Source organism: Psychroserpens luteolus, assembly GCF_021032705.1.
GTDB classification, from domain to species: Bacteria; Bacteroidota; Bacteroidia; order Flavobacteriales; family Flavobacteriaceae; genus Psychroserpens; species Psychroserpens luteolus.
This window is the reverse complement of sequence record NZ_JAHVXI010000001.1, coordinates 862,694-878,222: the sequence shown is the minus strand read 5'-3', so window position 1 is coordinate 878,222 and position 15,529 is coordinate 862,694. Positions and strand designations below refer to the sequence as shown.

Annotated in this window: 16 protein-coding genes; 2 read left to right on the top strand and 14 right to left on the bottom strand. The window is 34.4% G+C overall.

Going from position 1 to position 15,529, the window contains the following annotated elements; genetic code table 11:
* The first annotated feature begins 45 nt into the window (after positions 1-45).
* The gene (locus KWG70_RS03895) at positions 46-969 is read left to right on the top strand and encodes a FecR family protein (protein WP_230934685.1); all 924 of its coding nucleotides are present in this window, start codon (positions 46-48) and stop codon (positions 967-969) included.
* On the top strand, positions 969-3,332 hold the full coding sequence (locus KWG70_RS03890) for a TonB-dependent receptor plug domain-containing protein (RefSeq protein WP_230934684.1): 2,364 nt from the start codon (positions 969-971) through the stop codon (positions 3,330-3,332). The genes KWG70_RS03895 and KWG70_RS03890 overlap by 1 nt, the downstream gene beginning before the upstream one ends.
* A 156-nt stretch (positions 3,333-3,488) precedes the next feature.
* Here KWG70_RS03890 and KWG70_RS03885 read toward each other — a convergent pair whose 3' ends face one another.
* The 14 genes from KWG70_RS03885 to accC form a co-directional block, all read right to left on the bottom strand.
* On the bottom strand, positions 3,489-4,940 hold the full coding sequence (locus tag KWG70_RS03885; RefSeq protein WP_230934683.1) for a TlpA family protein disulfide reductase: 1,452 nt from the start codon (positions 4,938-4,940) through the stop codon (positions 3,489-3,491).
* 70 nt (positions 4,941-5,010) lie between these two features.
* On the bottom strand, positions 5,011-5,583 hold the full coding sequence (locus KWG70_RS03880) for a 4'-phosphopantetheinyl transferase family protein (RefSeq protein WP_230934682.1): 573 nt from the start codon (positions 5,581-5,583) through the stop codon (positions 5,011-5,013).
* Entirely contained in the window at positions 5,580-5,834 is a 255-nt protein-coding gene (locus tag KWG70_RS03875; protein WP_230934681.1) for an acyl carrier protein, read from the bottom strand. The genes KWG70_RS03880 and KWG70_RS03875 overlap by 4 nt, the downstream gene beginning before the upstream one ends.
* Before the next feature lie 3 nt (positions 5,835-5,837).
* Positions 5,838-7,109 carry a beta-ketoacyl-[acyl-carrier-protein] synthase family protein gene (locus KWG70_RS03870; protein ID WP_230934680.1) on the bottom strand — a complete coding sequence of 424 codons (1,272 nt, stop codon included), beginning with the start codon at positions 7,107-7,109 and terminating at the stop codon, positions 5,838-5,840.
* Entirely contained in the window at positions 7,106-7,543 is a 438-nt protein-coding gene (locus KWG70_RS03865) for a 3-hydroxyacyl-ACP dehydratase FabZ family protein (RefSeq protein ID WP_230934679.1), read from the bottom strand. Before KWG70_RS03865 ends, KWG70_RS03870 begins: the two co-directional genes overlap by 4 nt.
* Before the next feature lies 1 nt (position 7,544).
* Positions 7,545-8,339: an enoyl-ACP reductase FabI gene (locus KWG70_RS03860; RefSeq protein WP_230934678.1), complete on the bottom strand. Its 795-nt coding sequence runs from the start codon at positions 8,337-8,339 to the stop codon at positions 7,545-7,547.
* Positions 8,333-9,385 (bottom strand): type III polyketide synthase, encoded by a 1,053-nt coding sequence (locus KWG70_RS03855; protein ID WP_230934677.1) that lies wholly within the window; start codon positions 9,383-9,385, stop codon positions 8,333-8,335. Before KWG70_RS03855 ends, KWG70_RS03860 begins: the two co-directional genes overlap by 7 nt.
* A gap of 1 nt (position 9,386) precedes the next feature.
* Positions 9,387-10,100: a methyltransferase domain-containing protein gene (locus tag KWG70_RS03850; RefSeq protein ID WP_230934676.1), complete on the bottom strand. Its 714-nt coding sequence runs from the start codon at positions 10,098-10,100 to the stop codon at positions 9,387-9,389.
* Positions 10,097-11,236 (bottom strand): NAD(P)/FAD-dependent oxidoreductase, encoded by a 1,140-nt coding sequence (locus KWG70_RS03845; RefSeq protein ID WP_230934675.1) that lies wholly within the window; start codon positions 11,234-11,236, stop codon positions 10,097-10,099. Before KWG70_RS03845 ends, KWG70_RS03850 begins: the two co-directional genes overlap by 4 nt.
* Position 11,237: 1 nt before the next feature.
* Positions 11,238-11,777 carry a YceI family protein gene (locus KWG70_RS03840; RefSeq protein ID WP_230934674.1) on the bottom strand — a complete coding sequence of 180 codons (540 nt, stop codon included), beginning with the start codon at positions 11,775-11,777 and terminating at the stop codon, positions 11,238-11,240.
* A 36-nt stretch (positions 11,778-11,813) separates the two neighbouring features.
* Entirely contained in the window at positions 11,814-12,263 is a 450-nt protein-coding gene (locus KWG70_RS03835; protein ID WP_230934673.1) for a GreA/GreB family elongation factor, read from the bottom strand.
* Positions 12,263-13,372, bottom strand: a complete 1,110-nt coding sequence (locus KWG70_RS03830) for an NAD(P)/FAD-dependent oxidoreductase (protein WP_230934672.1) — start codon at positions 13,370-13,372, stop codon at positions 12,263-12,265. The genes KWG70_RS03835 and KWG70_RS03830 overlap by 1 nt, the downstream gene beginning before the upstream one ends.
* A 5-nt stretch (positions 13,373-13,377) precedes the next feature.
* On the bottom strand, positions 13,378-13,968 hold the full coding sequence (locus KWG70_RS03825; RefSeq protein WP_230934671.1) for a hypothetical protein: 591 nt from the start codon (positions 13,966-13,968) through the stop codon (positions 13,378-13,380).
* Between the two features lie 191 nt (positions 13,969-14,159).
* Positions 14,160-15,512, bottom strand: coding sequence for an acetyl-CoA carboxylase biotin carboxylase subunit (accC, locus tag KWG70_RS03820; RefSeq protein WP_230934670.1), 1,353 nt, complete (start codon positions 15,510-15,512; stop codon positions 14,160-14,162).
* Positions 15,513-15,529 lie beyond the last annotated feature (17 nt).

Below are 15,529 nucleotides of genomic sequence, written 5' to 3'. Positions count from 1 at the left end.
TTAAGCTTAGCTGTTTACAAGTTATACTACCCAAAAATTAAACATATGGAACAGCTTTACGATGACACTTTTTTAGCAAAGTGGCTTGATGGAACTCTATCAAAAGAAGAGTTGCGCAAGTTCGAAGCTGATCCAGACTACAAAAAATATTTGGATATAGTTGAAACCACTAACTTGGCTGAGTTCCCTGAGTTTGATATTGATGCTAATTTTAAGGCAACTTGGGAGAAGATTGAGTTAGAAAACACTAAAAACCTAGTATCAAAGCCAAAATTTAAAATCTCAAACTGGATCTATGCTATTGCAGCATCCTTATTTTTGTTTTTAGGTTACTCTTTATTTTTTAAAACAACTACCTATAGAAGCCAACTAGCTCAGCAAATAGAGTTCTCTTTACCAGACAATTCTAAAGTGTATTTAAATGCCGACTCTAATATCAAATATAAACCCTACAATTGGAATAAAAAGCGAGGATTAACTCTAGAAGGAGAAGCTTATTTCGAGGTAGAAAAAGGATCAACTTTTACTGTAAATACAGTTAATGGTGATGTTAGAGTATTAGGAACACGATTTACTGTAAACTCCAGAGATAATTTTTACAACGTGGTGTGTTATGAAGGAAAAGTAAAGGTTATGGTTGAAGGATATGAATCAATTGTATTAACAAAAGGACAAGGCTTTTCGATACAAAACAGTATTGAACAAAACAATTATATAAATAACGATAATTCTCCTAGGTGGCTACAACACGAAAGTAGCTTTAACACTGTTAATATTCTCGAAGTCATAGAAGAATTAGAACGACAATATTCTATAGAAGTTGAAGGTAAAGAGCATTTAAAACCTATTAATTTCACTGGTCGATTTGCACATGGTGATCTTAATGTAGCATTAAGAACCATTTTTGAAACTTTAGATATTCCATATATATTAAAGATAGATGGCAACGTTATAATTAAAAAATATTAATGAGGCGTTACATATTATTTCTGTTTTTTCTTGTACTCTCAACTAAACTATACGCTCAAGAGCATACATTTAACTATAACAATACCCCTCTTATACAAGTAGTAAAGGATATTGAAACACGTTACAATATTCGCTTTTCATTTAATAGTAGTTTGTTTGACGGCAAACGTTTTTCTTTTTCTGGCAATGCAGATTTAAAAACAATAATAGCAATGATCTCTCAACAAAGTGCGTTGGAATTTCAGTATATAAATACAACTAATATTATCGTCAAACCTCTTTATAAAGAACCAGAAGAACTAATATATATTAACACCTTGGATGAAGTTCTTTTGGTTGCCGAGTATTTAACCTCAGGTTTTTATCAAAAAAAGAAAGATGGTTCAGTTACTATGCGACCCGATAAATTAGGTATTCTGCCTGGTTTAACCGAACCAGATGTACTACAAAGCCTTCAGTTATTACCAGGTATTTCAAGTCCTACAGAATCGGCATCCAATTTACATATCAGAGGCGGAACACCAGATCAAAATCTTATTTTATTAGATGGCATTAAAATGTATCATGAAGGACATCTATTTGGCATGATCTCTCCATTAAACCCATACATTATAGAGCAAGTTGATGTATATCGTAGTGGTGCAAGCGTTAAATATGGCGAACGTATTGCTGGAGTTATAGATATGCATATGACTGAAACTGTTCCAGAAAAAACAACTATTGGATTGGGTAGTAATTTATTGCAAGCAGATGCATTAGTTAAAACATCATTACTCGATGAAAAAATAGGCATTATAGTCTCTGCAAGAAGAGCTACTACAGACCTTTTTGATTCCCCTCCATTTACAGCATTAAGTAATAAAGTTTATCAAAACACAAGAGTGGAAGAAATCAATGATATTGTTGAAGAAGAAGAATTAACTATTTTAGAAAATGATTTTTATTTCACAGATCTTAGTACAAAAGTAATTTTTCAACCTAATACAAATCACACTTTCAGTGTTAGTGCCTTAAAAATAAGTAACAGACTTGATTATAAAAACGAAGACATTGATAATGAAGTATCATCTGATATGTTAGAACTTAATAATAATGGTCTCAGTTTTCATTGGAATGGCCTATTAACATCAGATTGGAAAATCGATGCTGAACTACGGTTATCTGATTATACTTCTAAATATGATTTTATACAATCGACAAACAATGTATTGGAGGAGAACTTTTCCAAAGAAAACAATATTAAAGACAGAGGTGCTTTATTGCAATTAAGATATAAAATTAATGAACAACAAAACATCTCTTTGGGTTATGATGTAACCACAGCAGATGTAAGTTATAATCTGCGTTTCTTAAATGAAGATGATGAAAGTTTTAATGAAAGTAATAATCAGAGTTTTCATAGCATATTTGGAGAATACAATTTTCAGTCAAAAGGTTGGTATGTAAGAATGGGGCTTAGAAATAGTTTGTTTACCGATAATCAAAAATGGTATATAGAACCTAGGCTATATACAGATTATGCTTTTAATAATGTATGGAAGGTAAAGGCCTCTGCAGAAATAAAAAATCAAGCAATAAGCAAACTAGTGTCTTTTGAATTTAATGAACTTGGTTTGGACAATGTCTTATGGGTATTGTCAGATGAAGATGAAACTCCTGTATTAAACAACAAGCAAATAGCGGCTGGTGTATTGTTCTCTAAAAATGGATGGACCGCAGATATTGAAGGTTATTTTAAAGAAATTAAAGGATTAACCTCTTTAACTAAAGGATTTAACGAGGTGAGTGTTGATGAAGAACGCTATGTTTTTGGTAGCAGTAAAATCTATGGATTAGATGTATTATTAAAAAAACGAATTAAACATTTTCGAACATGGGTAGCTTATTCATTAAGCAAAACCGATTTTAAATTTAAAGGCATCCAAGACGGTTCCTTTCCTGGTAATTTTGACCAACGTCATATAATTTCTTGGTCCAACACTTATAAGTATAAACAATTTCAACTATCCTTAGGCTGGTCTTTGGCCTCGGGAAAACCGTATTCAAATCCATCTGGAATAGAGACTTTTACAAATGATATAGGTGAAACAGAATACAGAGTAACTTTTTCAGATCAAAATAATAAACGTCTTAATACGTATCACAAACTAGATGCAAGCATCACTTATGATTTTTTTATCGGTGAGAAAAAATCTGTCAAAGCTCGTCTGGGTGCCTCGGTATTAAATATCTATAACCAGAAAAACCAAATAGATAAAACATTTGAAATAGAGCATAATCAAGATGACGACCCAAGGTTAGTAGAACAAACCACCATTGGACTTGGTATTACGCCAAATATTGTATTTAGAGTAAATTTTTAAAGTATAGGTTTTAGAAATAGATCTTAAATCCTGTTGTTTTTAATATTGTACTTTGATGCCTAGGTCTTAGATCGTGCAGAGCGATAGTTAAACCTCGCTGCATATATTATCGAACACTATAACTTTGAATACAACACTATTTCTAGTTGATTATCTTTAAGATTGATCCTGAATTAATTTCAGTATAGCATCTGGATCTCCTGGCCGAGGGGCAGTATTTGTAATTATTTTCCCATTGCTGTCAATTAATAGGTATTGCGGAATGGCAATACCATTTTTCACCGCTGAATGATTCTTTTCAAAATCAATAAAAAATTCTCGATTTGCCAAATGATGATAGCCCGATAAGTCATAATATTTTATTAACTCTATCCACTTATCCTTTGCTTCTGGTTGATCAAGTGAAATAAATAATTTTTTATAACCATTGTCTTCAAGAATATCTACTATCATATGGTTATTGGCGAATTCACGTTTACAAGGACCACACCATGTTGCCCAAACGTCAATATAAAGCTTCTCTCCTTCAAACTCTTTAAGAAGCTCCTGTAATGTATTGATTTGTTCGCCCTCTACAAACGTCACCGATTTTGGTAACTCTCCCTGAATTTTCTGATAGTATGTTCTAATTTTTGAAATATCTTTTTCAAGATATGAACTGTAAACACTCTCAGGATAATTCATATTGAACTCATCAAAAATTTGGATTAAGCTCTTTTCATATTGGTTTTGCCTAGAAGCATTCAGTATATAATTAGCAAGTAACTGTTCTCTAAATGGTTCTTCTAGTTGCTGTTTGATAATGCTTTTATATATATGATGAATCGTATCCAATTTGAAAAATTGTATTCGATCCTCTTTATTATAACGTTCTACAATGGCTGGTCGAATTTCTGCTTCCATGACATAGTCTACCCAGTTTATTGGTTTTTGTTCAGCTGTAAAAGGAAAAGCAACCTTTGTTGCTTCTATTAAATCTTTAAGATCTCTAAGTGTCTTACCTTCTGCTCGCTCACTCTTATAATTGGCAATGTTAACTAAACCATCAGCATAATAATAATCAATCTCTGTTTTTAAAACCTCATAGAAATCGGCATCTATAGCTTCTGTTTTCAATAGGTCATCTATAATTGAGATGTCTTTAGTTTTGAGGTCTGAAATATGATTGGATAATAAAGTAGCTGTGGTATCTTGCGTGAAGATATTTAAAAATGTAAAACTCGATGCATATGTTCTATCAAATGCATTCAAAGCCTCTTGTCCTTTGGCATTATCTCCAGTAAAAACTCTCGAGTCATCTTGAAACCCAACTCCGTAATTTTGGTTAGGAAATAAAATCATTCTGAATCGTTTTCCGCCAACTAATACCCTTACTATTTCAGAGCCCTCTATATTTAAATCTCCCGAAAGTGAATCGCCTTCATTTTTGATGAATTCGTCCAAGATATTATCCCATAATATAGTACCATTAACAGGTCTAAATACTTTTGCAACACTAACCGTGTCTACATTGGTCTTGATGGTTAGTGTTGTAGGTTTGATCGTTTTTGTGTCTTGGCAACTAAAAAGAGTGAGAGCTATTGCTAAAGCAATATAAAGATATTTCATAATATGATTGATGGTTTTAATTGTAATAAAGATACTACAAATCAAACATAACACACTCAATTTTTAATCTTTAAAACGCAAAGCTTGAAAAGCGCCCACAATGAGTTAAAGTCAAATCAATAGGCGTTTTTTGAGAAGCATAGTAAACTTCAGGGGCTCCAATTTTGGTTTTTCTAATTTCTAACATATCAAGATCTAAGTGTTTAACTTCAGCAATAGATTCTAGAGCGTATCGTTTTAATAGGACACTTTGTGTTGCCAGTTTAGGAGCTTTAGTTTCAATAATAGAAGTCTCAACAGGTTGGTCATCGGTTTGCTTAGCAATGGTATAAACATAATCTTTAGTTACTATTGTTGCTGTATAATATTGGATAGCGTCAATATTGACTTGTCCTTTATCTTCGGAAATGAGCTCACACACTAATCGTTTCGGATTAAAAAAACGCCTTCCATATTGCTGAACATGACATTTATAAGCCGCTTCTTTCATGCTCCATAGTAACCAAACCATTTGATGTTGGTTTTCCGAAGACAAAATAAGATGCTGCTCTTTTGTCGTAAACACCTTATCTAAAAAACGAGGACGTTTCCAATTAGAGGTCTCTTTAATATACTTTAAATCGACAATGTCGTTGCCTATCATTTTTCGGCTAATTTTTCATTGACGATGCCCATAGCTGCTTTAACCGAAATCATTTTTTCCATATCGTCGTTTTCGATTCTAATATCAAACTCATCTTCCACATCTAGAATAACATCAACAAGATTCGCAGAGTTAATCTTGAGATCATTGATAAAATCTGTGTCTTCAGACAGGTTGTCAAAGGCTGCTTCGTCTTGAATATAGGGTTGAACAATAGTTTTTAATTTGGCAATTAATTCGTCTTTGGTCATAGCTTAATTATATCTCTTAAAGATAATACAAGCATTCACATCACCAAAACCAAAACTGGCTTTTGCTGCAATATTTAATTCAGTTTTTAGTGCACGTTTTACAATCTTTTCTTCGGAAATTAAATTGGAAATTTCTGGATGAACATCATCACAATTAATATTTGGAAACACAAATTGTTCTTTTAACTGCAATACTGTTGCTACAGATTCGATACTTCCTGCTGCAGCCAAACAATGACCCACCATAGATTTTAAAGAATTGATATATGGAAAATCATTACCCTGTCTATCTAGAGCCTTGGTCCAGTTCTCAACCTCTAAAGCGTCTTTTGACGTTGCTGTTAAATGCCCATTAATCGTATCAATGTCTATAGCTGAAATATTGGCATTGACAACAGCCTCTTTGATACAGTGCTGAACAGCTTCGGGATTTGGCGCAGTCATAGTACCACCTTGCCGTTGACCTCCAGAATTTATATGTCCGCCTAAAACCTCAGCATAGATCTTTGCGTTTCGCTCCAAAGCACTCTCCAAAGACTCCAATACCAAAGCTCCTGCACCAGATCCTGGCACAAATCCAGAAGCACTAGCACTCATAGGACGTGAGCCTTGCTCAGGTGTATCGTTGTGCTTATAGGTCATTACTCGCATGGCATCAAATCCACCCCAAATGTATGGGCCATCATCACTACAACTCCCAACCAGCATACATTTGGCTTGACCATTTTTAATACGCTCATAACCCATTAAAATGGCTTCGGTTCCTGTGGTACATGCCGAAGAATTTGTTGTTACTTGATTTCCTAAACCTAAGATACCTCCCAAAAATGCACTAATACCACTAGCCATAGTTTGTACTACAACGGTACTCCCTAAGCGTTTGACTTGTTTGTCATCGAGTTTATAGATCGCTTCTCTGAACTTCTCAACACCAGATGTTCCTGTACCGAAAACAGTTCCACTATCGAAGTCCAATTTACTTTTAGGATCAATTGATAGTCCTGCATCTCTCCATGCATCCATTCCCGCGATACATCCATATAAAATCCCAGAACTATTAAAACCTCTTAGTTGTAAAGGCGTGAGGTATTCGAGTTTTTTTTCTTCGGAAATTAGAGGCACTCCTCCTATACAGCAAGAAAATTGTAAGTCGGCTAATTGCTGGTGGAAGGTAATTCCTGGCTGTCCTTTTTTGATAGCTGTAGTAAATGCATCAAGGCCAACACCATTTGGTGATACAACTCCTAAACCCGTTATGACGACTCTGTTTTTCATGCTTTGATCATTCCTGAAATTCTTCCGCGACATACCAAATCACCGTTCTCATTAAATAATTTAACCTTGCATTTTAGTTTATTAAATCGAAACAGCTCCTTTTCTGAAACTACTGTCACTTTCTCGCCTGGATATACTGGTAAAAAGAAATCTACCTGACTTGAAGTCAATGCAATTTGAGGATTCGTATGATCTGAAAGCTCGTCTTTCAACATATAAATGCCTAAGCATACCAGTCCGATTTGCGCCATACACTCTGTTAGAATAACACCTGGTGTAATTGGGTTGTTTTTAAAATGTCCTTTATAGAAATAAGCATTTTTTTGAAAAGTATAGTGCCCTGTAATCCCTTCAGCAGAAAACGCACTAAGCCCATCAACAAACAAAAAAGGTTCTTGATAAGGTAATAATGCTATAATCTGTTGTTCTGTCATTTTAACTTATATGCTCACCTCCATCGACAGGAATTACACAACCATTTATCCAACGCGCTTCATCTTTACTTAATAGATAGACGGCATTGGCGACGTCTTCAGGTTGGGTTAGCCGTTTAAATGGGTTGCGTTTTAAACTGTGTACTTTTATTTGATCACTACCAGGAATCATTCGCAATGAAGCTGTATCTGTAACACCTGCTTGAATACAATTGGCCCTAATACCATATGGTGCAAATTCTAAAGCAATATTTCTTGTAATGGCTTCTAGCGTCACCTTTGCGGCTGAAACTGCTGCATAATTCTTCCATGCTTTCGTATTACCTTCGCTAGTGAAGCTTATGATTCGTGCGTCTTCTGAAAATAATTTTGCCTCAAAAAGAGACTTGGTCCAATCGTATAAGCTAATTGCCATTGCATTGATAGTTAAATTGAAATCATCATTTTGAAGTGTTGGTTTTTCATCATCTAACATAGGTTTTAAATTTCCTTTGGCAACACTATGCACTAAACTTCTTATTTTTCCTCCTTCTAATATTGCATCTAATTCGCTAATAATTTGTTCGCGTTTTTCTGGCTTAAATGCATCTACATTATACGATTTAAACGTTACTCCTTCGGCTTTGATTTTATCAAACTCAGCATTAATTTCCGTCTCTTGAGATCTGGAATTTCGATGAATAACACATATATTCATCCCGTGTTTAGCGAGTTTTTTTGCTGTAGCTAAACCTAATCCGCTAGAACCTCCCAAAATGAGTGCCCAATAGTTTTTGTGTTCAAATTCTTTTACCATTCTAATAAAATTCGTTGTGCTGAAAACCCTGGCCCAAAGCTTAACATTAAACCTTTATCACCTTTTGGTAATTGCTTATCCATAAACCGCTCTAGTACATATAATACTGTTGCGCTACTCATATTTCCATAACGTTTCAATACCTCTTTGGTGTCTTCTATGTTTTTTCCTAATGAGCCAAATAAATCTTCAACTGTTTGCACGATTTTCTTTCCTCCTGGATGAAAAATAAGATGGTCAACATCTTCAATGGTTATACCATTCTGCTTTAAAAAAGGATGTACAATTTTAGGAAAATGAGTAGCAATCGTTTCAGGAACTGCTTTATCTAAAATCATTTGTAACCCCGTATTTACCAATTTAAAACCCATCATAGTTTCAGCATCATAAAAGTGGTACATGGCTTCATCAATAATCTTAGGCCCTTCTTCGTTTTCATAAGATGATAAGATCACGCTTGAAGCTCCATCTCCAAAAATAGCAGCACTTACAATATTTACCATCGAAAAATCATCTAACTGAAAGGTTGCCGTTGGTGATTCTACAGCAATGACGGCAGCGCGTTTATTAGGATTAGCTTTTAAAAAATTCTTTGCATAGATAATCCCTGAAACACCAGCAGCACAGCCCATTTCGGTTACAGGAAGCCTTACAATGTCTTGTTTCATCTTAAGATTATTTATTAGATAAGCATCCATAGATGGAATCATGATTCCTGTACAACTTACCGTTATGATATAATCAATATCTGTAGGTTTTAGGCTGACTTTTTCAAGGGCTTTACTCAAAGATTGTTCGGCTAGCTTCACGACTTCTTTTGAATAAATGTCATTTTTTTCTTCGAAAGAGGTTTTCATAAAGACATCTTCAGCATCCATAATAGAGTAACGCCTATCGACTCCAGCATTTTCAAAAAGCTTAACTACTTTACGTTGAAAGCGCTCTTCCTGACCAGTTAGCCAAAGGTTTAAATACGGAATAATATCTTTAGTCTCTCTAGTATATTTAGGCAATTGTTTAGCTACAGCTGTTATTTTTACACTCATATTATTTTTGCTTCAATAGCCACTGGAAACGAAATGCCCATTTCCATTCTATTTGATAATTGGCATGCAATTGTTGTGATATATGTATTAATTCTTGTCGTTTAAACCCTCTTAGTACAGACGTTAACCCATCTTCAATTATTGTTTTGTTCTTTATCGTTAAACACAATAGTTTAAAAAGATAATAGGCTAGTTTATGCCTGTGTAAATCGTTAACTACAATGCCTAACTTCGCTTTTACTAAAACAGGTTTTAAAAACGACACTAATTCGTCTTCCTTAAAATGGTGTAAAAATAATGTCGTCAATACCAAGTCATAGTTGAGTTGTTTAAAATCTTCCGAGAAAATATCTATGGCTTTAAACTCAATGTTTTTATACGCTTTTGATGATGCCTTAGCATAATCGATTGTATGGTGATTAGCATCAATGCCTAGCAATTGAAAATTATAGCCATTACGTTTTCCAAATTGTGAAACGGTTCTCAACATATCTCCACTTCCGCATCCAAGATCAATAATGGTAATAGGTTTCCCTTTTGGTTGATTCTTTAGTACTTTTTTAAGTCCGCTAAGCGTCACTTTATTTCCTCCTAACCATTGGTTGATCTTTGCTAATTTATCGAGCGCATCATGAAGTATTGGACCATTATAGTCCAAATCATCCATGATTTCTTCTGCATCACTTCTATATTTTGTATTGACGAGTAAGCTCATTCAATCTGCATTAATTTACCATGCGTTCGTTTAATGATATATGGCAAAACACCTGGAAACCATTGCAATCCTTTCATCAAAATTTCTGACAATTTTGGTCGATCAAACAAATTAGCCATCATATGTCCCGTTTTTAAACGTGACTTAAAGGCTGTATTCCATTCTCTAAGATACTGCTTTTCTAGTGCTTCTCTTGTTGAAATTTCAGAATTAAAAAATTTAATAATCAATGCTGATGCTATTTGTGCGCTTCTAATTGCCATACTCATTCCGTTGCCACACAATGGATGAATAAGTGCGGCTGTATCACCACACATTAAGATGTGGTTCTCTAATGGTTTTTTGTCTTCAAAAGAAATCTGACTTATCGTTAAGGGGTGTTCAAAAACTGGTGTTGTGGCACTAAAAATATGTTTTAAATAGGTGTTTTTAAATACCACTTTGCGTTGAAACTCCTCAATATTTTTATACGTTTTGAATACTTTGAAATTTGCAATATAACAGAGATTGATACTATCATTCTCAACTTTGGAAACACCACAATAACCACCTTCAAAATTATGAAGAGCCACTAAGTCATCAGGAAAATCTCCTTTAACGTGCATTTTAACAGCTAGATAAGGAGACTTGTTTTTTATAAACTGACGCTTAAGCTTTACATCAATATTAGATCGTTTACCATAGGCGCCAATTACCATCTTAGATTTAAAGTGTTTTTGGTCTTTGGTAATTACAGTAAATTGATCATTATCAAATTGAACATCTTCAACGGTATCTTGAATAATTTCAACATTATTATCCATTGCTTTTCGAGCAAGCGCCTCATCCAAACAAAAGCGACTAATTCCAAAACCACCTAAGGGTAGAATAGTAGAAATGAGTTTACTTTTTGTGGTAGACAGTTGAAATTTATCAATCTTTTTGGCGCCTAATTTAAAAACATCAATGTCTAAATAATTGAGATAAGGGAGTACTTCATTTGAAATATATTCGCCGCAAACCTTATGCTTAGGATACCTATTTTTCTCTATAACCAAAGCACTAATATTGTGCTTTGCTAAGTGGATTGCACAAGATAAACCAGCCAATCCACCTCCAATAATAAGCACATCTATTTTGGAACTCTTTTGATTCAAGTTATTCCTTTTTTAAGGTATAGTTTACATTTATTCTTGCTGTATTTGATAGCGTTAGGCTACTTCCTCCAACACCAAAATCACGTCTGTTTATTTCAAAATAAGCACTCAGCTTCAAGCTATTGTCGTCGTCACTAATTTGCATTGGAATTGTTATCCGTTTGGTCACGTCTTTAATGGTAAGATTCACCTCAACTTTATACTTATTTTCAGATATCTTTTTAAAACCTGTTGCTTTTAGAGTTATATCTGGATAGGTCTTAACATCAAAATAGTCTTCTCTTAATAAGTGCTCATCACGTTTTTTGATACCTGTAGCAATGGAGTTGGCTTTTACACTTCCAGATAAGGTCCATTGTGCACTATTGTTACTGTTAAAGTTTGTGGTAATAGAGGCGCTTGAAAAGTAACCATCAACATTAAATCCAAGGTTTCTAATTTTAAAATCTACTGAAATTTGAGTTTTAGTGTCTTGAGCAAAACTCATCAATGAGAATACCATACTTGTAAGCAATACAAGTGTAATTTTAATCTTTTTCATAAACTAAAGATACACTGAAATTGAATGAGATAAAAATTAGTAGACTTCAATAATTTTAAAATCCTGATTTCTAAATTGAATGTTATCTCCTATAGATTTCCCTAATAACAATTGGGCAATAGGTGTGTGAGCTGAAATCGCATAAAATACTTGACTGCTAACTTTCAATTCTCCAGCACTAATGGCAATGAAGTAATTGGCATTGGTTGTTATTACTACACTTCCCAAGCCAATAACTTTTGATGTGTTTGAAACATCAATCTTAGATAATAATTGATTAATTCTTTGAATTTCTGCCAATTGCTGTCCGGCTTTTTCTCGCTCTAATTGCAACATGGCTCGACCTGTTTCGTGTTTATCTCCTGCCGAACTTTTCGTTTCAGAGGTTAATGATTCTTGAATCTCATGTATGGTTTTTTGAATCGCTTGTAAGCGATTGTCAATAAATTGTTGGCATTGGTAATACAGTTTTTTTTTGGTATCCATTACAATAAATCGGCTAATTCTTTTCCAACCAAACTCCCAATAGCGACTCCCATACCTCCTAAACGCACACCACAAAACACATTATTGCTAAGCTGTTTTACAATGGGTTTTTTTTGTTGTCCAACACCCATAATGCCTGTCCAACGATAATCAATGTCAAAAGCTGTATGAGGTAATATAGTCGTTTTTAATAAGTCTTCTAACTTATCTTGAATACGTTGGGTTTGGGTCAATTCAGTAGTTTCTTCTCCTTTAAAATCTAGATTTCGCCCACCTCCAAATAGTAAGCGGTTATCAATATTTCTAAAATAATAATACCCTTGATCTAAATGAAATGTGCCTTTAATATGAAGGTTTTCTATAGGTTTTGTAATAAGGACTTGTGCTCTAGCTGGTTTTACTTCGGAAATATCTAACGCTGAAGCAAAGCCATTGGTGGCAATTAAAAGTTTTGAGGTAGAAAATTCAAATTGATCTGTTTTAATGTTAACCGAATTGTCGTTTTCAGAGAACTGTTCGACAGTACTATTATTCAATATTTTTACCCCAGAACCTAATACTAATTGCGTTAATGAAGCCATCATTTTTCCCGTGTCTATTTGGCCTTCAAATTGATTATAACCTAAGGTATCGTGACAGTTTTTAAAATTAAACTCATTGGGTTTAAAGCTAAATACTTCTTGATTAAATAGTGGTTTTAGAAGTAAATTTATACTGTCTTTTTTAGACTGGCTTTCTTCATATAAATCATCTGTTTTTGAAAACAATTCATAACCACCTAACTCTTGGTAGTCTATAATATCATCTCCCAATCTTTGTCGCAATAACTGCAAGCCATCAATACGTTTTTTTACCAACTGAAACACTTCATCTTCAGAATGAGTTTTAAGGTCATTGATGATTTCACTCAGGCTCCCAAAACATGCAAAACCTGCATTTTTAGTGCTGGCACCTTGTGGCAATGTACCACGCTCAAGAATTAAAATGCTAGCTGTTGGAAATCGTTGTTTTAATTGTAATGCACAATTGAGACCTACAATACCACTACCTACGATTGTATAATCGACATTAGTGAGCCATGATTTTATTTCCCAGTAGGATAGATTCATAGAGTTTATATTGGCAAAATTGCTGGTCCGATGTAACCTAACCAAAGATAAGCACTTATAAAAGATGCTGGTATCACTAGGATAAAAACTTGTAATTTTTCTTTTTTACTGAAATTTTTAAAAAATAGAATTGCAGCTAATAGAGCAACAATTAGACTAAATATTAGTATCAAAGAAAGCACTTCTGAAAATTCAACATCTGCCTTAATCATATAAGAAAACGTGTAATATAAAAACTCAAGCCCTGTAAACAGAAATACCGAAAACACAAAAATTAGGCACCATTTAGCATGATAGTTCTTGGATTCTTTCTTTTTGAGAATCATTAAAAAAGCAACGACTGAAACTAAAAAAGTTAGCATTAAGGCGCCATTTTTTTGAAAAAAATTAAATGAGCTTGACAACTCTATATATTTCGCCATTCCTAAACAGCCGAGTAGGTTTCCCGTATAGTTGTATGTGAAAATTTTTGAGACTTCACCACCTGTAAATGCTTGATCAAACAAAAATAAAATAGCATTGTTAAACATGGCGTAAGCAGGAAAAAAGAGTAAAAATAAGAGACAGATGAAAACAGATTCTTTGGTCTTAATCATTAACCTTGGTTATTAGTTCTCTTAAATATAACAAGAAATATTGGTTCGTGTTAAGGATGGAGCTATTGTTGGAGCTCCTCACCGAGAGCGACTTGCGAGAGCCTGCCTTTTGTCCCGACACTTCGGGATAAAAGAACACCCTAAGAAAAAGGTAAAAAAAACTCCGAAACGTAAATTTCGGAGTTATAGTATTAATCTTCTGGAGTTGTCTCAATAACAAAATCTTCCATAAACTTAGTGGTATAGTTACCCGCTAAATAATCTGGATGCTCCATGAGTTGTCTGTGGAATGGAATGGTTGTTTTGATACCTTCAATAACGAACTCTTCTAAAGCACGTTTCATTTTATTGATGGCTTCCTCACGTGTTTGTGCAGTAGTTATCAACTTAGCAATCATAGAATCGTAGTTAGGCGGAATCACATAACCAGCATACACATGTGTATCTAAACGAACTCCGTGTCCTCCAGGTGCATGCAACGTTGTAATGCGTCCTGGCGATGGTCTAAAATCATTAAATGGATCTTCGGCATTAATACGACATTCGATAGAGTGTAGATTAGGTGTATAGTTCTTACCAGAAATTGGCACACCAGCAGCCACAAGAATTTGCTCACGAATTAAATCGAAATCGATCACTTGTTCTGTAATTGGGTGCTCCACTTGAATACGCGTATTCATTTCCATGAAGTAGAAATTACGATGCTTATCTACCAAGAACTCTACTGTTCCTGCGCCTTCATATTTGATATATTCTGCAGCTTTCACAGCCGCTTTCCCCATTTTATCACGTAAAGCCTTAGTCATAAATGGAGATGGCACTTCTTCGGTTAACTTTTGGTGACGTCTTTGCACCGAACAATCACGTTCTGAAAGATGACATGCGCGACCTGTTGAATCTCCTACGACTTGGATTTCAATATGACGTGGCTCTTCAATAAGTTTTTCCATGTACATATCATCATTTCCAAAAGCTGCTTTAGATTCTGTTCTAGCAGATTCCCAAGCATCTTCAAGGTCTTCAGGTTTCCAAACAGCACGCATTCCTTTTCCTCCACCTCCAGCAGATGCTTTAAGCATAACTGGATAGCCGGTTTCTTTAGCTAGTTTTTTACACTCTTCAAAGTCTTCAATTATACCTTCACTTCCTGGAACACATGGCACACCTGCAGCAAGCATTGTTGCTTTTGCATTGGCTTTGTCTCCCATTCTATCAATCATTTCTGGAGACGCTCCAATAAATTTGATATCGTGCTCTTCACAGATTTTTGAGAATTTAGCGTTTTCAGATAAAAACCCATAACCTGGATGTATGGCATCAGCATTTGTGATTTCTGCTGCTGCTATAATATTGGATATTTTAAGGTAAGAGTCACTACTTGATGGTGGGCCAATACAGACAGCTTCGTCTGCAAACTTCACATGTAAGCTTTCAGCATCTGCTGTAGAATACACTGCTACCGTTTTGATACCCATTTCTTTACAGGTTCTAATAACACGTAGTGCTATTTCTCCTCTATTAGCTATTAATATTTTTTTAAACATAACTTCTTGAATTAAAA